This window comes from Streptomyces abyssalis, from assembly GCF_001751365.1.
Classification (GTDB): domain Bacteria; phylum Actinomycetota; class Actinomycetes; order Streptomycetales; family Streptomycetaceae; genus Streptomyces; species Streptomyces abyssalis.
This window is the reverse complement of record NZ_LJGT01000040.1, coordinates 121043-143739: the sequence shown is the minus strand read 5'-3', so window position 1 is coordinate 143739 and position 22697 is coordinate 121043. Positions and strand designations below refer to the sequence as shown.

The 22697-nt window shown below is 71.4% G+C and carries 21 protein-coding genes and 1 pseudogene; 8 read left to right on the top strand and 14 right to left on the bottom strand.

The window, feature by feature from the left end:
- Positions 1–30: 30 nt before the first annotated feature.
- Positions 31–264 carry a PTS sugar transporter subunit IIB gene (locus AN215_RS15600; RefSeq protein WP_070013603.1) on the bottom strand — a complete coding sequence of 78 codons (234 nt, stop codon included), beginning with the start codon at positions 262–264 and terminating at the stop codon, positions 31–33.
- Between the two features lie 371 nt (positions 265–635).
- Here AN215_RS15600 and AN215_RS15595 point away from each other — a divergent pair.
- Positions 636–1886, top strand: a pseudogene (locus AN215_RS15595) (PTS transporter subunit EIIC); the annotation flags it as partial.
- A 434-nt stretch (positions 1887–2320) separates the two neighbouring features.
- Here the strand turns inward: AN215_RS15595 and AN215_RS15590 are convergent.
- Entirely contained in the window at positions 2321–3082 is a 762-nt protein-coding gene (locus AN215_RS15590; RefSeq protein WP_070013602.1) for an MBL fold metallo-hydrolase, read from the bottom strand.
- Positions 3083–3258: 176 nt separating this feature from the next.
- Here AN215_RS15590 and AN215_RS15585 point away from each other — a divergent pair, with 176 nt between their 5' ends.
- Positions 3259–3729 carry a hypothetical protein gene (locus AN215_RS15585; protein ID WP_070013963.1) on the top strand — a complete coding sequence of 157 codons (471 nt, stop codon included), beginning with the start codon at positions 3259–3261 and terminating at the stop codon, positions 3727–3729.
- A 114-nt stretch (positions 3730–3843) separates the two neighbouring features.
- On the opposite strand, the gene AN215_RS15580 is transcribed toward AN215_RS15585, so the two are convergent.
- From AN215_RS15580 to clpS, 6 genes are all read right to left on the bottom strand, one after another.
- Positions 3844–4794 carry a PLP-dependent cysteine synthase family protein gene (locus AN215_RS15580; RefSeq protein WP_070013601.1) on the bottom strand — a complete coding sequence of 317 codons (951 nt, stop codon included), beginning with the start codon at positions 4792–4794 and terminating at the stop codon, positions 3844–3846.
- A complete protein-coding gene (locus AN215_RS15575) occupies positions 4794–5096 on the bottom strand; it encodes a MoaD/ThiS family protein (protein WP_070013600.1) in 303 nt (100 codons plus the stop codon). The genes AN215_RS15580 and AN215_RS15575 overlap by 1 nt, the downstream gene beginning before the upstream one ends.
- Positions 5097–5201: 105 nt before the next feature.
- Positions 5202–5339: a putative leader peptide gene (locus AN215_RS28670; protein WP_338057923.1), complete on the bottom strand. Its 138-nt coding sequence runs from the start codon at positions 5337–5339 to the stop codon at positions 5202–5204.
- 133 nt (positions 5340–5472) lie between these two features.
- Positions 5473–5931 carry a M67 family metallopeptidase gene (locus AN215_RS15570; RefSeq protein ID WP_070013599.1) on the bottom strand — a complete coding sequence of 153 codons (459 nt, stop codon included), beginning with the start codon at positions 5929–5931 and terminating at the stop codon, positions 5473–5475.
- Positions 5932–6125: 194 nt separating this feature from the next.
- Entirely contained in the window at positions 6126–6776 is a 651-nt protein-coding gene (locus AN215_RS15565) for a DUF2017 domain-containing protein (RefSeq protein WP_070013598.1), read from the bottom strand.
- Positions 6776–7087: an ATP-dependent Clp protease adapter ClpS gene (gene clpS, locus AN215_RS15560; RefSeq protein WP_070031194.1), complete on the bottom strand. Its 312-nt coding sequence runs from the start codon at positions 7085–7087 to the stop codon at positions 6776–6778. The genes AN215_RS15565 and clpS overlap by 1 nt, the downstream gene beginning before the upstream one ends.
- A gap of 126 nt (positions 7088–7213) precedes the next feature.
- Here clpS and AN215_RS15555 point away from each other — a divergent pair, with 126 nt between their 5' ends.
- Together AN215_RS15555 and AN215_RS15550 are read left to right on the top strand one after the other, a co-directional pair.
- Positions 7214–8542 carry a nicotinate phosphoribosyltransferase gene (locus AN215_RS15555; protein ID WP_070013596.1) on the top strand — a complete coding sequence of 443 codons (1329 nt, stop codon included), beginning with the start codon at positions 7214–7216 and terminating at the stop codon, positions 8540–8542.
- Positions 8543–8637: 95 nt separating this feature from the next.
- Positions 8638–9231: an isochorismatase family protein gene (locus tag AN215_RS15550; protein ID WP_070013595.1), complete on the top strand. Its 594-nt coding sequence runs from the start codon at positions 8638–8640 to the stop codon at positions 9229–9231.
- A gap of 866 nt (positions 9232–10097) precedes the next feature.
- Here the strand turns inward: AN215_RS15550 and AN215_RS30395 are convergent.
- Positions 10098–10424 (bottom strand): hypothetical protein, encoded by a 327-nt coding sequence (locus AN215_RS30395; protein WP_245694573.1) that lies wholly within the window; start codon positions 10422–10424, stop codon positions 10098–10100.
- 332 nt (positions 10425–10756) lie between these two features.
- Entirely contained in the window at positions 10757–13144 is a 2388-nt protein-coding gene (locus AN215_RS15540; RefSeq protein WP_107374382.1) for an immune inhibitor A domain-containing protein, read from the bottom strand.
- 311 nt (positions 13145–13455) lie between these two features.
- Here AN215_RS15540 and AN215_RS15535 point away from each other — a divergent pair, with 311 nt between their 5' ends.
- Positions 13456–13773 (top strand): hypothetical protein, encoded by a 318-nt coding sequence (locus AN215_RS15535; protein WP_070013594.1) that lies wholly within the window; start codon positions 13456–13458, stop codon positions 13771–13773.
- Between the two features lie 78 nt (positions 13774–13851).
- On the opposite strand, the gene AN215_RS15530 is transcribed toward AN215_RS15535, so the two are convergent.
- Together AN215_RS15530 and AN215_RS15525 are read right to left on the bottom strand one after the other, a co-directional pair.
- Positions 13852–14532, bottom strand: a complete 681-nt coding sequence (locus AN215_RS15530) for an RDD family protein (RefSeq protein WP_070013593.1) — start codon at positions 14530–14532, stop codon at positions 13852–13854.
- A 96-nt stretch (positions 14533–14628) separates the two neighbouring features.
- Positions 14629–16377 carry an RDD family protein gene (locus tag AN215_RS15525; RefSeq protein ID WP_070031193.1) on the bottom strand — a complete coding sequence of 583 codons (1749 nt, stop codon included), beginning with the start codon at positions 16375–16377 and terminating at the stop codon, positions 14629–14631.
- Between the two features lie 550 nt (positions 16378–16927).
- Here AN215_RS15525 and AN215_RS15520 point away from each other — a divergent pair.
- A complete protein-coding gene (locus AN215_RS15520; protein WP_070013591.1) occupies positions 16928–17413 on the top strand; it encodes an SsgA family sporulation/cell division regulator in 486 nt (161 codons plus the stop codon).
- A 115-nt stretch (positions 17414–17528) separates the two neighbouring features.
- On the opposite strand, the gene AN215_RS15515 is transcribed toward AN215_RS15520, so the two are convergent.
- Positions 17529–18896, bottom strand: coding sequence for an FAD-binding oxidoreductase (locus AN215_RS15515; RefSeq protein WP_070013590.1), 1368 nt, complete (start codon positions 18894–18896; stop codon positions 17529–17531).
- A 1095-nt stretch (positions 18897–19991) separates the two neighbouring features.
- Positions 19992–21149 carry a 4-hydroxyphenylpyruvate dioxygenase gene (gene hppD, locus AN215_RS15510; protein WP_070013589.1) on the bottom strand — a complete coding sequence of 386 codons (1158 nt, stop codon included), beginning with the start codon at positions 21147–21149 and terminating at the stop codon, positions 19992–19994.
- A 134-nt stretch (positions 21150–21283) separates the two neighbouring features.
- On the opposite strand from hppD, the gene AN215_RS15505 reads away from it, so the two are divergent.
- Positions 21284–21778, top strand: a complete 495-nt coding sequence (locus AN215_RS15505; protein WP_070013588.1) for an Lrp/AsnC family transcriptional regulator — start codon at positions 21284–21286, stop codon at positions 21776–21778.
- A 129-nt stretch (positions 21779–21907) separates the two neighbouring features.
- Positions 21908–22555, top strand: coding sequence for an ABC transporter permease (locus AN215_RS15500; RefSeq protein WP_070013587.1), 648 nt, complete (start codon positions 21908–21910; stop codon positions 22553–22555).
- Positions 22556–22697 lie beyond the last annotated feature (142 nt).

Genomic DNA, 22697 nt, shown 5'->3' with positions numbered 1-22697 from the left:
GTTCACGCTGCCGGGGACGCCGTGCGGGCGTCACATCATGTCCTCGATCTCCCCCGCGATCGGGTCGGCGTCGGTGCCGATGACGATCTGTATGGCCGACCCCATCTTCACGACGCCGTGCGCGCCGGCGGCACGCAGAGCGGCCTCGTCGACGAGGGCGGGGTCCGCGACCTCGGTGCGGAGACGTGTGATGCAGCCTTCGATCTCGGAGATGTTGTCGAGCCCGCCGAGCCCCGCGACGATCTTCTCTGCCTTGCTGTCCATGTCTCACTCCTGATCTCCGGCGCCGCCCCGTCCGCCGCGCCCGAAGCACCCGGCGGGACGAGGTCTACACCAGTATGGGTCAACCGGCGGTCCTCGCCTCCCCGGACCGGGCCGGGCACTCCCCGCCGCCGCACCTCCTGGCTCGTACGGGCGCCACCCCGGGCGGGTGACCCCCGGGAGGTACTCCCCGAGCGGGACCCCCGCCCGGCCCAGACAGATGGAGAGACTCCCCACCCCGCCGGGTACATATGCGTGCTTACCAGAGCAAGCTGCGCTTTCCGCACTGCTGCACTCGTGCTACAAGAGGTCTACACCATTAACGGGGTCTGCTCCGTACGGTCCGACCTCCCGCAGACCACTGGAGGAAGTTGATGACCACGGCTACCGAGGCCCGGAACACGGGCCGGGGCTCGGGTGCGATGGCTGTCGCCCAGCGCATCGGCCGCAGCCTCATGCTCCCGATCGCCACCCTGCCCGCAGCGGCGCTCATGGTCCGGCTCGGCCAGCCCGACATGCTCGGGCGGCCGGGCTTCCCGGACTCCATCAACCGCATCGCCCAGTTCCTCGCCAAGGGCGGCGGTGCGCTCATCGACAACATGCCGCTGCTGTTCGCCGTCGGCATCGCCGTGGGATTCGCCCGCAAGTCGGACGGTTCGACGGCTCTGGCGGCCGTCGTCGGCTATCTGGTCTTCAAGAACGTGCTCGGCGCCTTCAAGGACGGGAACCTTCCGAAGGTCGAGAAGGTGATCGACGGCAAGGTCGGCACGGCCGCCCCGCCGGTGGACGCCGGTGTGCTCGGCGGCGTCGTCATCGGCATCGTCGTCGCCCTGCTATACCAGCGCTACTACCGCAAGAAGCTCCCCGACTGGCTGGGCTTCTTCGGCGGACGCCGCCTCGTGCCGATCCTCTCGGCCTTCGCCGGGCTGATCATCGGCGTGATCTTCGGCTACATCTGGCCCGTGCTGGGCACCGGACTGCACGACTTCGGCGCGTGGCTCGTCGGGTCGGGAGCGGCGGGCGCGGGTGTCTACGGTGTCGCCAACCGGGCGCTGATCCCGATCGGCATGCACCACCTGCTCAACTCCTTCCCGTGGTTCCAGGCGGGCTCGTACAAGGGGCAGCACGGCGACATCGCGCGCTTCCTGGCGGGCGACCCCAGCGCCGGGCAGTTCATGACCGGCTTCTTCCCGATCATGATGTTCGCGCTGCCCGCGGCGTGCCTCGCGATGTACCACTGCGCGCGGCCCGAACGGCGCAAGGTCGTCGGCGGGCTGATGATCTCCCTCGCGCTCACCGCGTTCCTCACGGGCGTGACGGAGCCCATCGAGTTCTCGTTCATGTTCATCGCACCCGTGCTGTACGCGATCCACGCCGTGCTGACGGGCGTCTCGATGGCCCTGGTGTGGGCCCTGGGCATGAAGGACGGCTTCGGCTTCTCGGCCGGCGCGATCGACTTCGTGCTGAACCTGGGCATCGCCACGAACCCGTGGGGACTGATGGTCGTCGGCCTGGGCTTCGCCGTCGTCTACTACGTGGTCTTCCGCTTCGCGATCACCAAGTTCGACCTGCCCACACCCGGCCGTGAGGCTCCGGAGCAGGACGAGGAGGAGCGGGAGCGGGAGCGGACGACGAACAAGGGCCAGGTCGCCGAAGGTGTCCCCGTGGGCGTCGCCGTCACCGGCACCGTCAGCGACAAGGCCATGGACAAGCAGGAACGGCCCGACTCCGTGGACAAGGCGGCGCGGAACACGCAGGGCCCCGGGCCGCGGACTTCCCAGCCGCAGGGTGCCCGGCCGCAGGGCTCGGGGCCCGGCCGGGACGACGGGGACGACGACGACCAGGACAAGACACGCGCCCGGATCTGAACGCCGCTCCCGGCCCTGAGGGGGCGGCACAAGGACACCGGGGCGGCCACCGCGCCCGCTGCACGCCGGCAGCGGGCGCGGTGCCGTGCGGGCACGGAGCCGTGCGGAACCGGAATCGTGCGGAACCGGAATCGTGCGGGCAGAGCGCCGCGCGGGCACAGACGGAGCGGCGGGTGGGCCTGGGCCAGGCCCTAGAGCTCGTAGACGGCGCCCGGCCTGGCCAGCTCCACAGGCCCCTCGAAGACGTCCTTCGCGTCCCGCAGATTGACCTTCGCGTCGGTCCACGGCGGTACGTGGGTGAGGACCAGGCGCTCCACGCCCGCGTCCTGGGCGCACTCCCCCGCCTCTCGGCCGTTGAGATGCAGGCCGGGGATGTCTTCCTTGCCGTCCGTGAAGGACGCCTCACACAGGAAGAGGTCCGCGTCACGGGCGAGCTCCGTGAGGGCTCCGCAGGTCCCGGTGTCACCCGAGTAGACGAGCGTCCTGCCGCTTTCGCGGTGGGTCACCCGGAACGCATAGGACTCCACGGGATGCGCGACCTCTTCCGTACGGACGCTGAAGGGCCCCAGTTCGAATGCGCCGCCCGCGGTGAGGGCCCGGAAGTCGAAGACCTCGCTCATGGCGGAGTCGGACGGTGTGTCCCCGTAGGCGACGGTGAGCCGCCGCTCGGTGCCCCGCGGGCCGTAGACGGGGATCGGCTCGCAGCGTCCGCCCTCGTGACGGTAGTAACGCGCCACGAAGTAACCGCACATGTCGATGCAGTGATCGGGGTGGAGGTGGCTGAGCGCGACCGCGTCCAGGTCGTAGAGGCCGCTGTGGCGCTGCAGCTCGCCGAGTGCGCCGTTGCCCATGTCGAGGAGCAGCCGGTATCCGCCGGCCTCGACCAGATAGCTCGAACAGGCCGACTCCGCCGATGGGAACGACCCGGAGCAGCCGACGACGGTGAGCTTCATGAAGCGGGAACCTCCGTGGGCGGCTGTGGGGTTTTTCGAGCGTAAGCCGCTGGGTGCCGCGTTTGGACTCAAGAGCGTGCTGGTGTGGGCGGAATCACCAGCGCGGGGGGTACGGTCGGCAATCTGTGCGGTGCTGCCGCGCGCAGCCGTACGAAGGTCCGGGAGGCGAAGCGGACGTGGACACTTGGTGGTGGCTGGCGCTGGGTGCCGTCGTGGCGCTGTCACTTGTGGCGGCGCTGGTCGACGGGGGTGCGCGGCTCGGCCGCCCCTTCCTCCGGTTCCTCCGGCTCCGCGGCGGCGACCGGCGGCCGAGTGCGCCGCTGCCGGACCGGGGGCCGCGCCCCGGGGAGATCTGGTGGACGCGCGAGCCGCTGATGGTCCTCGTGCTCGCGGTACGCATCGGAAGTGCCCGGGTCGCGCGGGTCAGCGCGGAACGTCCGTACCGCGAAGGGGAGTACCGCCTGCGGGAGCCGTCCGGGGCGAAGCTGGCGCTGCCCCCGGGGACGGTCGCGGACGCACCGGGCCGGGTGACCGCGCTCTGCACCGACGAGGCGTGGGACGTGGCCCTGAGCGAATTCCGGAAGCGGGCCGGTGAGGTGGACCAGGACACCTGGGTGCAGGTGCGTCATCTCTCCGGCGACGAGTGACGCCGCGCGCACCGGCTCCGCGGCCGTACCGGCCCTGTGCGCTTCCGGGTTGAGGTACGTCCGGACCCGGCGGGGCGTGGACGTGAGCCGGGCCGGGGGCCGGGGCGGCCGGGCTCAGGCCCAGAGCTGGCCCTGCAGCGCCTCGACCGCGGCCTCGGTGGACTCCGCGGTGTAGATGCCGGTGGAGAGGTACTTCCAGCCGCCGTCGGCGACGACGAAGACGATGTCGGCGCTCTCGTCCGCCCGTTGGGCCTTGCGTGCGACCCCGGCCGCGGCGTGCAGCGCCGCGCCCGACGAGACGCCCGCGAAGATGCCCTCCTCGGCGAGGAGTTCGCGGGTGCGGCGCACGGCGTCCTCGGAGCCGACGGAGAAGCGGCCCGTGAGCACGGACTCGTCGTAGAGCTCGGGCACGAAGCCCTCGTCCAGGTTGCGCAGGCCGTAGACCAGGTCGTCGTAGCGCGGTTCGGCGGCGATGATCTGGACGCCGGGGCGCTGTTCGCGCAGGAAACGGCCGGCACCCATCAGCGTGCCGGTGGTGCCCAGGCCCGCGACGAAGTGGGTCACCGACGGCAGGTCGGCGAGGATCTCGGGGCCGGTGGAGGCGTAGTGCGCGGCGGAGTTGGCGGGGTTGCCGTACTGATAGAGCATCACCCAGTCCGGGTTCTGCCCGGAGAGCTCCTTGGCGACGCGTACGGCGGTGTTCGAACCGCCTGCCGCCGGTGAGGAGATGATCTCGGCTCCCCACATGGCGAGCAACTGGCGCCGCTCCTCGCTGGTGTTCTCCGGCATCACGCACACGATGCGGTAGCCCTTGAGCCGTGCCGCCATGGCGAGCGAGATGCCGGTGTTGCCGGAGGTCGGCTCCAGAATCGTGCAGCCGGGGGTCAACCGGCCTTCCTTCTCGGCCTGTTCGATCATGTACAGGGCCGGGCGGTCCTTGACGGAGCCCGTCGGGTTGCGGTCCTCCAGCTTCGCCCAGATACGCACGTCCTCGGACGGCGAGAGGCGCGGGAGCCGTACCAGCGGGGTGTCGCCGACCGCGGCGAGCGGGGAGTCGTAGCGCATCAGCGCGTGCCCGCGCGTGCGTGGGTGCCGGCTCCGCCCGCGACGGCCGGGAGGATCGTGACGCTGTCGCCGTCGCTGAGCTTCGTGCTGATGCCGTCGAGGAAGCGGACGTCCTCGTCGTTGAGGTAGACGTTCACGAAGCGGCGCAGCTCACCGCCGTCGACGAGGCGGTCCTGGATGCCGGCGTGGCGGCTCTCCAGGTCGTCGAAGAGCTCCTTGAGCGTGCCGCCCTCCCCCGAGACGGCCTTCTCGCCGTCGGTGTAGGTGCGGAGGATGGTCGGGATGCGGACCTCGATGGCCATGGAAGCTCCTGTGGTCGGAGACGGGCAGGACGGTGTGCGGGCAGGTGCGAGAGGCGCCCTCTTCCCGCGCGTACGGGACGACGAGGGGCCGGGCCGGCGGCCGCGTCAGGCGCGGGCGCGGACGTACGCGCGGCACCGAGGGGTGCCCAGCGCGCTGGCGAGACGGCACAGATCGACGTGGAGGCGGCCGACGAGCAGGGCGCCCCGGGACTTCGGAGAAGCACTCACGTCGTGGACAACCATGGGCTCATCGTAACGATTCCCGGTGCGGTGACCGGACGGCGGTCCCAGGATGTGGACCGAACCGTCTCAGATTCCGTCGTACCGGGCCCGGCCTGCGGAAACGCGTCACCGTCGGACGCCTGGGCTCCCGGAGTCAGGTCGTACCGTCCCCGTCCGTGTCCCTGCCTCCGTCCTCGGCGACGATCTCGACGTCCTCCTCGGTGACCTCACCGTCCACGATGCGGAACGAGCGGAAAGAGAAGGGGCCTTCGTCGTTGCCGCACTCGGCGGTGGAGACGAGCACGTAGTGCGCGCCGGGTTCGTTGGCGTAGCTGATGTCGGTACGCGAGGGGTACGCCTCGGTCGCCGTGTGCGAGTGGTAGATGACGGCCGGTTCCTCGTCCCGTTCGTCCATCTCACGGTAGAGGCGCAGCAGATCGGCCGACTCGAACTCGTAGAACGTCGGCGAGCGCGCCGCGTTCAGCATCGGGATGAAGCGCTCCGGGCGGCCCTTGCCGGCGGGACCGGCGATGACGCCGCACGCCTCGTCCGGGTGGTCCTTGCGGGCGTGGGCGACGATCTTGTCGTGCAGCTCCTGGGTGATGGTCAGCATGACGGGAAGGATATGCGGGCGGCCCCGGCCCTCCTCCTGGGCCCTCCGGGCCCGGGAGGCACCCCCAGGGGGGCGTCGGACCTGGGCCTTCGCGGGCGGTCACGTCCCATCCCGCCGTCGACCTCAGCCGCCCGCGTACGGGAGCGGAGACGGAACGGGCCGCCGCCCGGTGGCCCGCCGCCGGGTGGCGGCCCCTACGGCAGCAGCGTCTCGACGAGGGTCTCCTGCAGCCCGCCCAGCCAGAGATAGGCCATCACCATGGGCTTGCGCGGATCCTCGTCGGGCAGTGAGTACAGCTCGCTGCTGTCGTCGTCGTCCGTGACCTCCAGGCGTGTGCCGATCGCCAGCCGCAGGTCGTTCAGCGCGCCGAGCCACTGCCTGGACTCCTCGGGCTTGAGCGTGAGCACCGCGCCCGCGGTGCCGTCGCCGCCCTGGGGGTGCTTCCCGGGCCCGGAGGGCCCAGGGGGAGGGTCGGGAGTCAGGGAGTCGAGGGCGCGGACGACCGCGAGCCCGTCCTCGCGCTTGCGGGCGCGCAGTTCGTTCTCCGTGAAGCGCCGGAACTCGGCGGAGGCGCTGCGCTCCTCCTCGCCCTCCCCGTCGGGCGGAGCGTCCGGACCGCCGCCGTAGGCGTCGGGGAAGAGCCGCGCCAGGGCAGGATCGTCGGGCGGTTCGCTCGGGCCGTCGGTGAGGATGGCGGTCAGCGGGTCCTCCCCGTCGGCCGGCTCGTCGCCCGGGCCGATGAGTTCCAGCAGCTGGACGCTGAGGCTGCGCAGGATCGAGATCTCGACCTCGTCCAGGGCGATGGCCGCGCCTCCGTCGCCGGTGGCTTCGAAGTGGCCGGCCATCAGCGGTCCTGCTGCAGGGTGGCCCAGAGTCCGTAGCCGTGCATCGCCTGCACGTCGCGCTCCATCTCTTCGCGGCTGCCGGTGGACACGACAGCCCGGCCCTTGTGGTGGACGTCCATCATCAGCTTCTTCGCCTTGTCCTTCGGATAGCCGAAGTAGCTCTGGAAGACGTAGGTCACGTAGCTCATGAGGTTGACCGGGTCGTTGTGCACGATCGTCGCCCACGGCACATCGGGTTCGGGCACCTCGACGGGCGCCTCGGCGGATTCGGGGCGTTCGATCTCGGTGGGGGCAACACTCACGGGTCCCATGCTGCCACTCAGAGGCGTCGGGTGGCCAAACGGCCACGACCGATATCGTCACCCTGACGAAATCTGTTGTACGCTCGGACCCCGCAACACCCCTGTCCAAGGGGCTCGCCGAAGCAAGGAGTTCAAGTGACCGTGGCCGACAGGGGACTGCCGGTGGCCGTGCCGTCGACGGCGCTCTTCACCGATCAGTACGAACTCACCATGCTCCAGGCCGCGCTGCGTGCCGGCACGGCCGAACGCCGGTGCGCCTTCGAGGTGTTCGCGCGGCGGCTGCCGGAGGGCCGGCGCTACGGAGTCGTCGGCGGCACCGGCCGCGTACTGGACGCGGTGGAGAACTTCCGCTTCGACGACCAGGTGCTCGAATACCTGCGCGAGCGGCACATAGTCGACGGGCCCACCCTCGAATGGCTCTCCGGCTACCGCTTCGGCGGCGACATCCTCGGCTACCCAGAGGGTCAGGTCTACTTCCCCGGCTCGCCGGTGATGCGCGTGGAAGGCAGCTTCGCGGAATGCGTACTGCTGGAGACCGTCATCCTCTCGATCCTCAACCACGACTCGGCGGTCGCCGCCGCCGCCTCCCGTATGGCGGTCGCCGCAGGCGGGCGTCCTCTGGTGGAGATGGGCGCCAGGCGCACCCACGAACTGTCCGCCGTGGCGGCATCGCGCGCCGCGTACCTCGGAGGCTTCGACTCCACCTCGGATCTCGCGGCCGGCTTCCGCTACGACATCCCCACCGTCGGGACCAGCGCGCACTCCTTCACGCTGCTACACGACAGCGAGCGCGACGCCTTCACCGCCCAGGTGGACTCACTCGGAAGCGGTACGACCCTGCTCGTCGACACCTATGACGTCTCCGAGGCCGTGCGGAGCGCCGTCGACATCGCGGGGCCCGAACTGGGCGCGGTGCGCATCGACTCCGGCGATCTGCTGCTGCTCGCCCACCGGGTCCGCCACCAACTGGACGAACTGGGCGCGACCGGCACGCGGATCGTCGTCACGAGCGACCTCGACGAGTACGCCATCGCCTCGCTCGCGGCGGCACCGGTCGACGCGTACGGGGTGGGCACCCAGCTCGTCACCGGCAGCGGCCACCCCACCTGCGCGATGGTCTACAAGCTCGTCGCACGAGCCTCCTCCGCCGGGGCGGAGGCACCGCTGCACGCCGTGGCGAAGAAGTCGATGGGCGGCAAGTCCTCGGCCGGCGGCGCGAAATGGGCGGCGCGCCGCCCCGACGAGGCCGGCGTCGCGGCGGCCGAGGTCCTCGGCACCGGCCCCGTCCCCGACGGGCTGAGGGAACATCAGCTCCAGGTCCAGCTCGTACGCGGCGGCGAGACCGTCGCACGAGAGCCGCTGGACGCGGCACGGGACAGGCACAGGCGGGCGCTCGCCGAACTGCCGATGTCGGCGATGCAACTCTCACGCGGCGAACCGGTGTTGCCGACGGAGTACGTGTGACAGCCGTGCGTGGGACCTCCCACGACGGCGGCTGATTCCCTAGGGTCGTGCCGACCGCCCTTCACCGTGATCCCCCCACCCCGAAAGGCATTCGAATGCACCGGGCACTGATCGTCGTAGACGTGCAGAACGACTTCTGTGAAGGGGGAAGCCTCGGGGTCAAAGGGGGGTCGGACGTGGCCGCCGCCATCACCGATCTCATCGGCGACGCCTCCGCCGGATACAACCACGTCGTGGCGACGCGCGACCACCACATCGAGCCGGGCGACCACTTCGCCGAGAACCCCGACTTCGCCCACTCCTGGCCGCCCCACTGCGTCGCCGGGACCGAAGGCGTCGGCTTCCACCCGAACTTCGCACCGGCGGTCGCCGCCGGGTCGATCGACGCGGTGTTCAGCAAGGGCTCCTACTCGGCGGCGTACAGCGGCTTCGAGGGCGCGGACGAGAACGGCACTCCGCTCACGGAGTGGCTGCGGCAGCGGGACGTGGCCGAGGTCGACGTCGTCGGCATCGCCACCGACCACTGTGTACGTGCGACCGCCCTCGACGCGGCCGCCGAGGGGTTCCGCACGCAGGTCCTGCTGAACCTCACGGCGGGCGTCGCACCCGTCACCACGCAGCACGCGCTCGACGAGATGCGCGACGCGGGCGTACGGCTGTCGGGCACGCCGGTCCTCCGCGAGGGGTGACCGCCCGCCGCGGGCCGCTGGCCGCGGGGGCGTGAGCCGCACGTCCGGGTGCGGTGCCGTGAGCCGTCCCCGGGCTCCGCGCCACGGAACGCTGGCCGCCGGGGCGTGAGCAGCACATCCGCGTGCGGGGGCCGCGCGGGCATGCGCCCGCCCCGCTGCGCTGCCGGAGCGTGAGCGGCTGCCCGCCACAGAGGGCCGTGCCGTGCCCCAGGACCGTCGCCACGGCGCGCCCAGCGCTGCGCGCGGCGGCTTCAAGGCCACACGCCTGACCGCGAGCGCGGCCATGAGCCGTGCGTCCGCGGTGCCGCGCGGAGCGGCCTGCCCTGCCGAACTACGCGCCTTCCCGCGGCCCCGCGCCATGGGCCAGGACGGGCGCTGAGTGCCTCGTCCGCCGTCACTGCACGCGGTCGGCCATGCTGCCGGACCCCCGCACGCGGTGGACCCCCACCGTCGCGGCAGCTTGGATCTGCTACGGGTCCCTGTTCAGAGCACTCCGCCGCCGCGGCAGCCTGGACCGGGGGCCACGCCCTCCGCCTGAGCTCTGGATCAGGGACGTGCACCGGCCTCGGGGCAGCTCCCCCAAAGCGGGACGACCGGCCACGCGGGAAGAGGCCGGCGCCGTGACGACGGCCGCAACCCGTCCGTCCAGCCGGAGGACGCTCACCGCACGCGGTGGACCCCCACCGTCGCGGCAGCCTGGACCGGGGGCCACGCCCTCCGTCTGAGCCCCGGGCCGGGGACGTGCCCGGCAACCCGGGCAGCGCTCCCCGGGCGAAGCCAAGGGTGACGACGGTCGTGGACCCGTACGTTCGGCCGAGCCGCCCGCGAGGGCCGGCCCGCACGTTCGGCCGAGCCGCCCGCGAGGGCTAGCCCGTGCGGACGCGGGCCGAGGGGCGCAGCAGGGACTCGATCGGGTGCCACGACTCGCGGTCGTCGCCCGGAGTCGCCCGCCACACCAGACCGTCGGGGTGGTGCAGCACGGCCGTGATCTCGTCGGCGGACGGCGGCTCCGCGTTGCCCCGCAGATAGACCGCCCGCATGCCCAGGTTCCGCAGCCGGGTCAGGGCGCGGGCACGGTTGAGCGAGTGGACCAGCACGCGTACGCGCGGCTCGTCGCCCTGCCACCTGGCAGTGACGGCGCGCACCGTGTGCGCCTCGACCGCATGGGCGGACCAGGGCCGGCGCTCCGGCATCAGACCGTCGTGCGGGCCGCCCCTGCGGCCCTGCCGTACGGGGCCCGGCTGCCGGCCTCCTGTGGCCGGTTCCGGGCCCGCGTCCGTGGTCGCCCCCGTCTCCGGGTCCGGGTGCCTGGGTGCACGCCGGCCCGGAACCGGAAGGGTGAGCGCGACGATCACGCTCCCGTCCGGCAGCTGGACGAATCCGCCTCCAGCCATGATCAACAACACCCCCGCGAGACTGTTCCGGTGGACCTCCGAAGAGGCCCGTACAACGCATCTAAACGCGATCGGCCGCTGCCCGCCAGGGGGTCAACGGCCGATCATGTTTTGACCTGCAACGATGCAAATTAATTTGTGGAAGGTCTCACTTGGAGGGTGATCGTCTTACCCGAGCGGGACTGCTTCACGATCTTGATCTGGGTGTTGGTGTCCGGAACCTTGACACTCTGTGTCGGGTTCGATTCGTACCAGTACGTCCCCTTGCGATCGTCGAAGACGGAAACACCCTTCTTCGGCTTGACCCTCACCGCTTTGCCGTCATTGTGAAGAGTGATCCCCTTCGTGGCGAATTTGCCGAAGGTGGAGTCGTAGGCCTGCATGCGGTTGCGCAGCGGCTTGCCGTCCGACCACTTCTCCGGTTTCGCGTGCGAGTCCACCGGCAGGATCAGGCCCTCGCCCGGGTGCGCGGAGACGTTGTTGTCCAGCTGAGAGGTGTCCCAGAGCCAGACGAGCATCCCCTTCTGGTACGCGTAGCGCTCGACCCAGTCGGGCTTCGTGGAGGCCCAACCGAAGTTGTACGGGCCGTACTTCAGGGCCTTGTCGTACGAGGCGTGGTTGCGGTTCTCAGCGATGTAGAACTGCGGGTAGGCCTTCGTGAAGGACTCCCCGATGCGCGAGAAGCCCTTCTTCTCCCAGCCGTTGTCGTCCTCGCCCTCGGCGCCGTCCTCGAAGACCTTCTCGCCGTCCGCGGTGACGCTCATCGCGTCCGCGGCGAAGCCCTTCTGGGCGACCCCACCATCCGTCAGATAGCGGAAGCGAACATCAATCTTCTTCCCCGCGAACTCGTCGAGGGGGAAGGAGAGATCGCGGTACGACTCCGACACCCCGGTGAGCCCCGGCTGGTCGCTGCCGTCGCGCGGGATGGGCTTGCCGTCGGCCGTGCCGTCGACCGGCCGCCAGTTCTCGCCGCCGTCCTCGGAGACCTCGGTGTAGAGGAAGTCGTAGTTCTCCTCGATGTCCCACCAGCCCCGAAGGTCCAGCGACGCCTTGGACTTGCCCGTCAGATCCACGCTGCGGGAGAGGGTGTTGCGCAGATCGTCGCCACTGCCGCTCCACCACTGCTTCTCGCCCTCCGCGGGCTTGGTGATGGTGGTGGTGACGTCCTTCTCGGGCAACTCGACGATCAGAGCCTGCTTCTTCTTGGTCTGGTACGAGTGCGTGCCCAGCGTGTGCTTCGACTTGGTGGCCGCCTTGGCCTTGTCGTAGTCCAGCCAGCCGAGTTGGAGCTTGTCCCAGGCGTTCATGTCGCCGGCGGAGTCGCCGATGGCGTCCTTGCCCTTGTTGAGCCAGGAGCCCACGGACATGATCGACCAGAAGCCGACGGAGTTCTCACCCCCGCCGGTGGTGTCGTAGTGGTCGGGCAGGCCCAGGTCGTGTCCGTACTCGTGGACGAAGACGCCCAGTCCGCCGTTCTCCGGCTGCGCCGTGTAGTCGCCGACCCAGATGCCGCTGTCGCCGATCTCGGTGCCGCCGGCCTTGTTCTCCTCGGGACCGGTCCTGCCGGCGTCGCTGCCGTACGCGTACCAGCGGTGCGCCCAGATGGCGTCCTCGCCCTGGGCGCCGCCGCCCGCGGACTCGTCCTCACCGGCGTGCACGAACTGGAAGTGGTCGATGTAGCCGTCGGACTCGTTGAAGTCGCCGTCCTCGTCGAAGTCGTAGCGGTCCCACTTGTCGTACTCCGCTACCGCGGCGGCGATCTCCTCCTCGGTCTTGCCGGCGGCCTTCTGCGCCTCGACCCACTTCTCGACGCCGTCGCGGATGGCGTCCCACACGGTCGGGCAGTTGGAGTCGCCGCAGTAGTTGGAGCCGTAACGGGCCTCGTTGTAGTCGACCTTGACCCAGTCGGAGACGGTGCCGTCGACGGAGTAGCGGCCGGAGGACTGCTTCTCGTAGTAGCTCTTGACCGAGTCCTCGGTCCTGTCCGAGAAGTAGAGCTTCTGGAAGTGCTCCCTGTTGAAGTCCTTCTTCCAGAACGTCGAGTTGTCCTTCTTGCGGTCCGGTTTGGGGATCTTGTTGTGTACGGGGCCGGGGTCGCCGCCGTACTCCTCGTCGACCTTGTCGCCGAACTCCACGAGGATGGTGAAGATCTTGTCCGTCTTCTGCCTCGCCAGCTCGACGTACTTGCCGTTGTCGAGCTTGACGACCTCGGAGCCCTTGCGCTGGACCGTCTTGGCGTCACCCTGTGCCAACTGCTGCAGGGCCGCCTGACGTTGCTTGTCCCGCTCCTTGTCGAACGGGCCCGGAAGGTTGTCCTCGCTGTGCCCGTGCGCGCCCCCGGGGGCACCGGGCTGAGCCGCCGCGGACTGCGGTGCGGGGTGTGCCGACTTGGCCGCGGGTGACTGCGCCTGCTGTGCCTGTGCCGCGCTCGCGGGTATGAGTGCGGTCGCACCGAGCGCAGCGACGGCTATCGTCAGCGCTCCTGCCCTCGATCTTTTGGATCTCCGTCTGCCGTTCACCTCTGAGGTGCCCTCCCCTGTGGAGTGTGTGGACAGAGGTATTTGACAGCAGCGGAGTGAGAAAAGACAGACCCTGATACGCAGATTCGTGCTGCGTACGCAACCGGCGGTGTGCCTCTGTCAGTTGGGACGATCAGCCGCTGTGCGTCCGTGCGCCCCCTGTGCGACTTCGACGTGTCCCGGCTCACGCTTACCGTGGTGTCCGTCCGGGAATCCCGGACCGTAGAGTCGTTCGACGGGCACCCGGTGCCTTCGAACCGGCTCGACCGACGGCCCCACCCCCGACACGTCTCCCGAGGACGGATCACGCCATGCCGCGTCCGACCCCCGCACAGCTTGCCTACGGTTCGGCCACCGTCGTCTGCTCGACCCTCGCGATGCTGCTGCTCTCCCGTGTCCAGTCAGGGCCGGGAGTCGCGCTGATCGCCGTGGGCGCACTGGCGGTCGGTGTGCTGGTGGCACTCACGGTTCCAGGATTGCAGACGGCCCGTCGCGTACACGGCGACTCGCGTGCACGCGCGGGAGCGGTGCGGGCACGGACCTCCTCGGCCTCCCGCATCCACGCGCGGCACGACGGTGCCGCGGGGCGGGCCACGAGGCGCGTGGCGGAGCCCTCGCTGCGCTCCTGACCGGCGGCGCGCCGGCGGATTCGCCGGCGCCCGGTTCCCGATTCCCTTCTGTGCGCGGCCCGTCCGTGCTCCGTCCGGTCAGTCGGTGGCGACGACCACGGTCTTCACCGCCTTGTCGTGCAGGCACTGCCGGTAGGGCTTGTCCCACGTGCAGAACAGCACGTTCGCGAGCCAGAAGATGAAGCCGACGCAGGGCACCAGCGGCGGCAAGTGGTAGACGAGCGAGCGGATCCAGGCCGGGGCTCCGCGCGGCACCGTGCCGTCGGCGAGTACGGCCACCCTGATCCGCATCAGCTTCTTGCCCACCGTCTGCCCGGAGTTGCTGAGCATCAGCGCCTCGTAGACGAGGTAGACGAGGGTGTAGACGGCCTGCTGGCCGAACGTACGCCCGCTGTCGTCCGTTGCCCAACCGCCTTGCGCGAACCCCATGATGAGACCGATGGGGATTCCGATCAGCAGCGCGTCGATGATCCGCGCCAGCAGCCGCTTGCCACGGGAGGCGAGCGGCGCCATGCCGGCCAGCGGGTCGGCGGCGCCGGCCATGTCCCCGTACGGGTTCGAGGCGTACGGACCGCTGCCGTACGGACCGCCCGCGCCGCCGTACGGACCGCCGCCGTACGGGTCCTCGCCCTGGCCGCCGGACGGCGGGGGCGGAGTGCCGTACGGACCGGCGGAGTCGCCGTAGGAGGGCGGCTCGTTCCCCTCCCCGGACGGGCCCTGCTTGCGGAACGGGTCGTTGCTCGGCTGATCCGTACTCATGGGCCGAGTGGAACGCGGCCCGCGTCACCTCGCACCCGGCGGGCGTCATCGGGGTGACGGCCGCCGGGCGGGTGCCCGTACTTCCTCGGGGGCTCCTCAGAGGCGGATCTGGCCCGAGTCCTTGGAGACGAAGGTGCCCGCCAGCTTGTCGTGCCAGCACTGGCGCCAGGGCCGGTCGAAGACGCACCACAGGACGTTGAGCACGCCGATCACCAGGGCCGACAGCACGCCGTACGTGAGCCAGCGCAGCAGCGCGCCGCCGAAGCCCGGCTTGTCCTGCTGCTCCATGGTCAGCACCCGCAGCCCGAACAGCTTCTTACCGAGGGTGCGGCCCCACCGTCCGGTCGGGAGCACCTCGTACAGCAGGCCGAAGAGGAGCAGGGCGCCGAGGACGACGGCGAGATAGCCGCCGGTCGTGCCGTCGATCAGCCAGACCGTCTTGGTCTCGCCGGCATCCCGGACGGCGTCGATCTTCGCCTGCACATGATCGACGGCCTTGCCCGCGAACGGGTAGGCGACGGCCACGGCCACGGCCGCGGTGAGCGAGCCGTCGACCAGGCGGGCACCGAAACGCTTGCCCAGGGCGGCGGGCCGCGCCTCCTGGGCGGCCTGGGAGAACGGGTCCGCGCCCGGCGGCGGACGCCAGGGCATCACCGCGTCCGGACCGGGGGCACCGTGCGCGTCCTGGCCGCCTTCGCGGGCGCCACCGCCTGCCAGGTCGTGGACCTGCTGGGCCCACGAGGGCTGCGCGGCACCCGGGGCGGCGGGCTGCTGCTGTGCCGGGGCGCTCTGCTGCGGGACGGCGGGCGGCGCCTGCTGGAACGCATGTGCTGCGCCCCCGCCGGAAGCTCCCTGGCCGGGAGCCTGCGGCTGGACCGGCTGCGCCTGGTCCGGAGCCTGTGGCTGGACCGGGGCCTGCGGCTGCGCGGGCCGGCCCTGGCCGGGCACCGAGGGGGCCGGGGCGGCGGACTGTGCGGGCGGCGCCGAGGGCGCTGACGGGGGCTGTCCGCCCGCGTCCGGCGGTGCCACGTCCGAGCGGCGCAGCCCGACGGTGTGATCGGGCTGCGCCCCGGAGGCGGTGCCGTCCGCACCGCGCGCCTGCTGAGCCGCCTGCCTGAGCGCCTCGGGGCTCATGGCGCGCATCTGGAACGTGCCCTCGCGGGGCGGTGATCCGGGCGAACCCGCGGAGCCCGGTGATCCCGGTGATCCCGTGCCTGCAGCGCCCGCGGCGCCCGCACCGGCGTCCGTACGCCCCTGTGCGCTCTCCTCCTCCGGCCTTCCCCAGCCGCCGCGAGGGTCGGCCGCGGCACCCGGGGCGGCCGCCGGGCTCTCGGGGCCCGGCTCGCCGCCGCTCTCGCCACGGCCCCACGAGATCCGCTCCTCGCTCTGTCCGGCGAAGCCCGTCTGCCGCGAGACGTCGGCCTGCCAGGCGGATGCCGGCTCGGGGCTCTGCCCGTACAGCCTGCTGGGGTCGTCCCAGTCGATGGGCCCGGCGGGCGCGACCTCGCCCCGCGGACGCACCTCGGGAAGCGACGGGTCGCCGCTGCGCGCGGCGGGGACCTGGGCCTCGGGACCGGGTCCGCTCGCCGCCTCCTCGTCGAGGAAGACCGGCCCGGTCTCCTCCGCCGGAGCGGGCTCTTCCCAGGTGGGCGGCGTGACCGCCGAGGAGGCCGCGGCCGCGGACGGCGGCGTGGGCATCTCCTCGCCCTCTTCCGGCTCGGGGCGGCTGGTGCCGGGCACCCACGAGGAGCCGTTCCAGTAGCGGATGTAGCCGGGGATGGACGGATCCGGATAGAAGCCAGGGGCGGGGCTGCCGCCGGAGGATCCAGAGAGGGGCGCGCTCATATTGTCCAGGTCCCGTATCTGTTCGACCGTTGTGTCGTCTTGTGGCTTACGTGCTCCGCGGAGAACCAGAGGGAGCATCCGTGAATCGTAGTGTCCACATCTACCAGACAGGGCCGACAACTTGCCCACCCCACCGGCGCCCACGGGCACTTCGCGGACGAAGAATGACGCGGGGACGCCCGTACCGCGTACCGGCCCACGGCACGGGCCGGGCGGAAAGCGTGAAAAGCCCCTGTCCGCCCGGCGTCCCGGGCGAGGCCCGCCCCCGCGGGCGGGGTGTGCCGGACACGCCCTGACGGACGGCACCGCGCCGGCGTCCGTCCGACTCCCGCGGAGCTACTCGGCAGTTGACCGGCGCGGCGGAACCGTGAGGCGTAGTGTCCACGTCTACCGGGCGGGACGGACGACTCGCCCCCGCAGGACTGGACGCATATGCCCTCTCCGGAGGGAGAATGACGCCATACGCGTAACCGGCCACGGCCTGGGCCCTCTTCAGTGCACGCCACCACAGGCTGCGCGACTGATCACGGGATCACGAAAGGGCGGTCCGATGAACCTCCTCGTCAAATGCGAGCTCGAGATCCGGCTTGTGCTCTCGCCCCAGCACAGCCTGCCCGTGCAGGCCTGCCTCAATTACCGCGCGGAAGATCCCTACGCCGTGCACATCGCCTTCCACGTCGGCCCGGGTGCGCCCGTCACCTGGACCTTCGCGCGTGAACTGCTCGTCGAGGGCGTCTTCCGCCCGTGCGGCGAAGGGGACGTGCGGGTGTGGCCGGCGAAGGTGGGCGACCGCGACGTGATCTGCGTCGCGCTCTCGTCCCCGGACGGCGACGCCCTGCTGGAGACTCCGGCGGGTGCCGTCTCCGGCTGGCTGGAACGCACCCTGCGGGCCGTGCCCGCGGGCGCGGAGGGCGAAGTGCTCGGCATGGACGCGGCGTTGGCGGAACTGCTGAGCGCCGGCCGCGGCGAAGGCGGCGTCTGTCTCACCGATCCCGGACAGCCCGAAGAGGCGGGCGACGCCGAGACGTCAGGCTGATTTTCCCTCCGCCTTTCACCCGATCCGGCGAATCTGCGTCGAGCGTGAACTTCTCCCGCACCGCGCCGAGTTGCGCGGCGGGCCGCCCCGCGACGCACACCGCGCCCGGAGCGGCTCAGAAGAGCTTGCCCGGGTTCAGCAGGCCCAGCGGATCGAAGACTTCCTTGATCCTGCGCTGCAACTCCAGCCCGACCGGGCCGAGTTCGCGGGCAAGCCACTCCTTCTTGAGGACTCCCACACCGTGTTCGCCGGTGATGGTGCCGCCCAGTTCGAGGCCGAGGGCCATGATGGCGTCGAAGGCCTCACGGGCGCGGCGCGTCTCGTCCTCGTCGTCCGGGTCGAAGCAGACGGTGGGGTGGGTGTTTCCGTCGCCGGCGTGTGCGCAGACACCGATCGTCAGCCCGTACTTCTCGCTGATGGCCGCGGTGCCCTCCAGCATTTCGGCCAGCTTCGTACGCGGCACGCACACGTCGTCGATCATCGTCGTGCCCGGCAGGGCCTCCAGGGCCCAGTGGACGCTGCGCCGGGCCTGGAGCAGCAGCTCCGACTCGGCCTTCGTCTCGGCCGGTACGACCTGGCTCGCGCCGGCGGCCTCGCACAGCGCGCCCACGGCGGCGAGGTCGGCGCCGGGGTCGTCGGTGTCGAAGGCGGCGAGCAGGAGCGCCTCGGTGGACTCGGGCAGTCCCATGTCGTTGAGCGCGTTGACCGCGCGCAGCGTCGTGCGGTCCATCAGCTCCAGCAGGGACGGGACGTGGCCGCTCTCCATGATCCGGCTGACGGCCTCGCCGGCCGCGGCCGCGGAGGGGAACTCCGCGGCCAGCGCGAGCTGCCCGGGTGGCTGGGGCTTCAGCGCCAGCACGGCCCGTACGACGATGCCGAGGCTGCCCTCGGAGCCGGTGAACAGCCGCGTCAGGTCGTAACCCGCGACGCCCTTCGCCGTGCGGCGGCCGGTGGACATCAATCGGCCGTCGGCCAGCACGACGTCGAGGCCGAGTACGTACTCGGCGGTGACCCCGTACTTCACGCAGCACAGACCGCCCGCCGCCGTGCCGATGTTGCCGCCGATCGTGCACTGCTCCCAGCTGCTGGGGTCCGGCGGGTAGTGGAGGCCGTGTTCACCCACAGCCCGGGAGAGCGTGGCGTTGACGACGCCCGGCTCGACGACGGCGATGCGGTCGGCGGGGCTGATCTCCAGGATCTTGTCCATGCGGATCAGTGAGAGCACGATGCAGCCGTCGGAGGCGTTCGCGGCGCCCGACAGCCCCGTGCGGGCGCCCTGCGGCACGACGGGGACGCGCAGGGCGGTGGCCGTGCGCATCACGTGCTGCACCTCTTCCACGGTGCGCGGCAGCACGACGACGGCGGGGGTGCCGGCCTCGCAGAAGTCGGCCTGGTCGCGGGCGTAGGAGCCGGTCACGTCGGGGTCGGTGAGTACGGCGCTCCCGGGCAGACCGTCCCTGAGCCGCTGGATCAACTCGCTCATGCAGCAAAGCGTCGCACCTGCCCGCACCGCCGGGAAGGCCGGGCCGTACGGGGGGCGCCGTCGGGGCGGCGCCGAGATATGCGGGGGCGGCTGGCCGCGGGCCCAGGGCTGCGGTGCGGGCCGCGGGCAAGCGCCCGCGGTTCCGGCCGGGGGTCCGGCCCCGGGCGGAGGGCCGCCAGGCGACGCGGACGCAGGCGGCGGGCCGCGCCGGACCCGGCCCGGAACGGCCGACGTGCCGCCCACTGCCGACCGCGGGCCAACGCCCGCGAGGTGACTGGCCGACCGCGGGCCGCGCGCAACGCCCTCCGGGTTCCGGCCGCAGCGGACTGCCGCCAGCCGACGCAGTCGGGGCCGAGTCATACGCGAGCCGCGGGCCGCAGCTCCGGCGCGGGCCGAGGACAAACGTCCGCGGGTCCGGGCCGCGGCATTCCGGCCCCGGACGGACTGCCGTCGCGTCGACTGCCGGCGCCAGGCGACGGGACGCAGACGGCGGGCCACGCCGGGCTTCGGCCCGGGCCGGCCGCGGTGCGGGCCGCCGATAAACGCCCGCGGGTCCGGGCCGCGGCGTTCCGGCCGCGGCGTTCCGGCCCCGGCGTTCCAGCCGACGCGGACTGCCGCCAACCGGCAGGGATGCGGACTGCGGCGGCGCCGGACCCGGCCCGGAACGGCCGACGCCGAGGCGTCGAGGCGTCGAGACGTCGAGGCGTCGAGGCGTCGAGGCGTCGAGGCGTCGAGGCGTCGAGGCGTCGAGGCAAACGAGAGCCGCGAGCCCGCGGGCGCGGTGCGAGCCGCGGGCGAGCGCCCGGGGTCGCTGGCCACGGAACACGCCGCCGCGGCCGACTGCCGTCGGCCGACGGCCGACGGCAGCAAGCGGCAGGCCGCGGACCCCCGACATGGGCGCAGGCGAGCGTGCCAACAGCCGCGACGCACCCAACGGCCGCGCGCAGCCCCCTCCGCCGGGCCCGGCGGGCGGCACGGCGGCAGCGGCCGCGCGCCCGCACAGCCGCACACCCGCACAGCCGCACAGAAAATGCCCGGGGGCGCGGCGCCCGTCGCCGCGCCCCCGGGCGCCCGGCCCGTCGGCCGGGCCACGCCTCAGAGGTTGCCGCGCTTGTCCTGTTCGCGCTCGATCGCCTCGAAGAGGGCCTTGAAGTTGCCCTTGCCGAAGCCCATGGAGCCGTGCCGCTCGATCATCTCGAAGAAGACGGTCGGACGGTCCTGGACCGGCTTGGTGAAGATCTGCAGCAGATAGCCGTCCTCGTCACGGTCGACGAGGATCTTCAGCTCGCGGAGCGTCTCCACGGGCACCCGTGTCTCACCGGCCCACTCGCCGAGGGTGTCGTAGTACGAGTCCGGGGTCTGGAGGAACTGGACGCCGGCGGCGCGCATCTCCCGTACCGTCGCGACGATGTCGTTCGTGGCGAGCGCGATGTGCTGGACGCCCGCGCCGCCGTAGAACTCCAGGTACTCGTCGATCTGCGACTTCTTCTTGGCGACGGCGGGCTCGTTGATCGGGAACTTCACCTTCCGGTGGCCGTCGGCGACGACCTTCGACATCAGCGCGCTGTACTCGGTCGCGATGTCGTCGCCCACGAACTCCTTCATGTTCGTGAAGCCCATGACCTTGTTGTAGAAGGCAACCCACTCGTTCATCTTGCCGAGTTCGACGTTGCCCACGCAGTGGTCGATGGCCTGGAACCTGCGCCTGCCGGGCTCGACCATCGGCTCCGCCGCCACGTAGCCGGGCAGGTACGCGCCCTTGTAGCCGGAGCGCTCGACGAGGGTGTGCCGGGTCTTGCCGTACGTGGCGATGGACGCCAGCACGACGGTGCCGTTCTCGTCCGTCTCCTCGTGCGGCTCGACGAGGCCGGTGGCGCCCTGTGCGACGGCGTACTCGTACGCGGCGCGCGCGTCCGGGACCTCGATGGACAGGTCGACGACTCCGTCGCCGTGCGCCGCGACGTGCTCCGTCAGGAAGCGGCCCCAGTCGGTGGAGGGCTTGATGACGGAGGTGAGGACGAAGCGGGCGCCGCCCGATTCGAGGACGTAACTCGCCGTCTCGCGGCTGCCGTTCTCCGGTCCGGAGTAGGCGACGAGCTTCATGCCGAAGGCCGTGGAGTAGTAGTGGGCCGCCTGCTTGGCGTTGCCGACGGCGAAGACGACCGCGTCCATCCCCTTGACCGGGAAGGGGTCGGCTTCCCGGGCATCCTCGTGAGATGTCGCGCTGGGGGCTGCGTGGGTGGTCTCAGTCATGCCTCAAGGCTCCCCCCGGTTCACAAGGTGCGCAATACTTTGCGTATTCACTGGTCATCTTGCACAGCGTGTACGGCTCCACGCCGGACGATCTGTACAAGGTGCTCAGCAAAACGGTTACTGAAAGGGAACCTGTGGGTATCGACCGGCTCGACGGACGACTGCTCGAACTGCTCGCGGACGAGCCGAGGATCGGCGTGCTGGAGGCGTCCCGCCGGCTCGGCGTCGCCCGCGGCACCGTCCAGGCGCGTCTGGAGCGGCTCAGAACGGCGGGAGTCATCCGCGGCTTCGGCCCGGACGTCGACCCCGCCGCCATCGGATATCCGGTCACGGCCTTCGCCACCCTGGAGATCAAGCAGGGTCAAGGCGCGGACGTACGGGCCCACTTGGGCTCCGTACCGGAAGTGCTGGAGCTGCATACGACGACGGGCCACGGGGATATGCTCTGCCGCCTCGTCGCACGGTCCAACGCGGATCTGCAGCGTGTGATCGACCGCGTGGTGGGCTTCGACGGCATCGTGCGGGCCTCCACGGCCATCGTCATGGAGAACCCGGTGCCGCTGCGAATCGTCCCGCTCGTCCGGCAGGCCGCCGAAGGAGAGGCGTCCGGCGGCGGTCCGCTGTTGTGAACTCGTGACGCGTCATTCCGCCGTCGGCGGGCACAAGAGCACGCGGTGCAGGTGAACGAGGGTCGTCGCCCGCGCGACGAGGACGGGAAGGAAGGACGGGGAGGCTTCGATGACGCGAGGGGTACCGGAGTGAGCTTCTGGGAGTACCTGGGCAACCGCCATACCCAGCTGCTGGCGGATTCCCTCCAGCATGCGAGCGCGGTGTTCCAGTGCATGGTGGCCGCGACCGTCATCGGCGTCGCGATCGCCGTGCTGACGTACCGCAGCGAGTGGGCCGGCGACCTGGCCACAACGGCCGGGGCGACGATCCTGACCGTGCCGTCGCTGGCCCTGATCGGCCTGCTGATCCCCCTCGTCGGCCTCGGGGTGGCCCCCACGGTCCTCGCGCTGACGCTGTACGGGCTGCTGCCGATCGTCCGCAACGCGATCGTCGGCCTGCGGGGCGTCGATCCCGCGCTCGTCGACGCCGCACGCGGCATCGGCATGTCACGCGGCAGGCAGCTGCTGAAGGTCGAACTGCCGCTGGCCTGGCCGCCGATCCTCACCGGGATCCGGGTGTCGACACAGATGCTGATGGGCATCGCCGCCATCGCGGCCTTCGCCTCCGGGCCCGGCCTCGGCAACTCCATCTTCCGCGGCGTGGCCTCGCTCGGCAGCGCCAACGCCCTCAACCAAGTGCTCGCCGGGACTCTCGGCATCGTCGTGCTCGCTCTGCTCTTCGACGGCGCATACGTCGTCGTCGGGCGCCTGACCACCCCGAGGGGGATACGTGCCTGAGACATCCGCAGCATCCGGCTCCGGGGCCAAACGGCAGGCGGCGGAGGGGAGTTCCGGGACACCCCGGCAGCCCGGCGCCTCACCGGAGGGGGACGCACCGCCGACCGCCGCGACCGCCACGGCCGCCACCGGTCCGTCCGGC

Excerpts from the sequence above, each read along its gene's own strand:
- AN215_RS28670 (WP_338057923.1), bottom strand. The coding sequence starts at position 5,339 with ATGGTTGTCCACGACGTGAGTGCTTCTCCGAAGTCCCGGGGCGCCCTG.
- AN215_RS15520 (WP_070013591.1), top strand. The coding sequence starts at position 16,928 with ATGAACCTCCTCGTCAAATGCGAGCTCGAGATCCGGCTTGTGCTCTCG.
- AN215_RS15600 (WP_070013603.1), bottom strand. The coding sequence starts at position 264 with ATGGACAGCAAGGCAGAGAAGATCGTCGCGGGGCTCGGCGGGCTCGAC.
- AN215_RS15565 (WP_070013598.1), bottom strand. The coding sequence starts at position 6,776 with ATGGCCGGCCACTTCGAAGCCACCGGCGACGGAGGCGCGGCCATCGCC.
- AN215_RS15580 (WP_070013601.1), bottom strand. The coding sequence starts at position 4,794 with ATGCGCTACGACTCCCCGCTCGCCGCGGTCGGCGACACCCCGCTGGTA.
- AN215_RS15550 (WP_070013595.1), top strand. The coding sequence starts at position 8,638 with ATGCACCGGGCACTGATCGTCGTAGACGTGCAGAACGACTTCTGTGAA.
- AN215_RS15535 (WP_070013594.1), top strand. The coding sequence starts at position 13,456 with ATGCCGCGTCCGACCCCCGCACAGCTTGCCTACGGTTCGGCCACCGTC.
- hppD (WP_070013589.1), bottom strand. The coding sequence starts at position 21,149 with ATGACTGAGACCACCCACGCAGCCCCCAGCGCGACATCTCACGAGGAT.
- AN215_RS15530 (WP_070013593.1), bottom strand. The coding sequence starts at position 14,532 with ATGAGTACGGATCAGCCGAGCAACGACCCGTTCCGCAAGCAGGGCCCG.
- AN215_RS15525 (WP_070031193.1), bottom strand. The coding sequence starts at position 16,377 with ATGAGCGCGCCCCTCTCTGGATCCTCCGGCGGCAGCCCCGCCCCTGGC.
- clpS (WP_070031194.1), bottom strand. The coding sequence starts at position 7,087 with ATGGGACCCGTGAGTGTTGCCCCCACCGAGATCGAACGCCCCGAATCC.
- AN215_RS30395 (WP_245694573.1), bottom strand. The coding sequence starts at position 10,424 with ATGCCGGAGCGCCGGCCCTGGTCCGCCCATGCGGTCGAGGCGCACACG.
- AN215_RS15570 (WP_070013599.1), bottom strand. The coding sequence starts at position 5,931 with ATGCTGACCATCACCCAGGAGCTGCACGACAAGATCGTCGCCCACGCC.
- AN215_RS15515 (WP_070013590.1), bottom strand. The coding sequence starts at position 18,896 with ATGAGCGAGTTGATCCAGCGGCTCAGGGACGGTCTGCCCGGGAGCGCC.
- AN215_RS15590 (WP_070013602.1), bottom strand. The coding sequence starts at position 3,082 with ATGAAGCTCACCGTCGTCGGCTGCTCCGGGTCGTTCCCATCGGCGGAG.
- AN215_RS15575 (WP_070013600.1), bottom strand. The coding sequence starts at position 5,096 with ATGGCCATCGAGGTCCGCATCCCGACCATCCTCCGCACCTACACCGAC.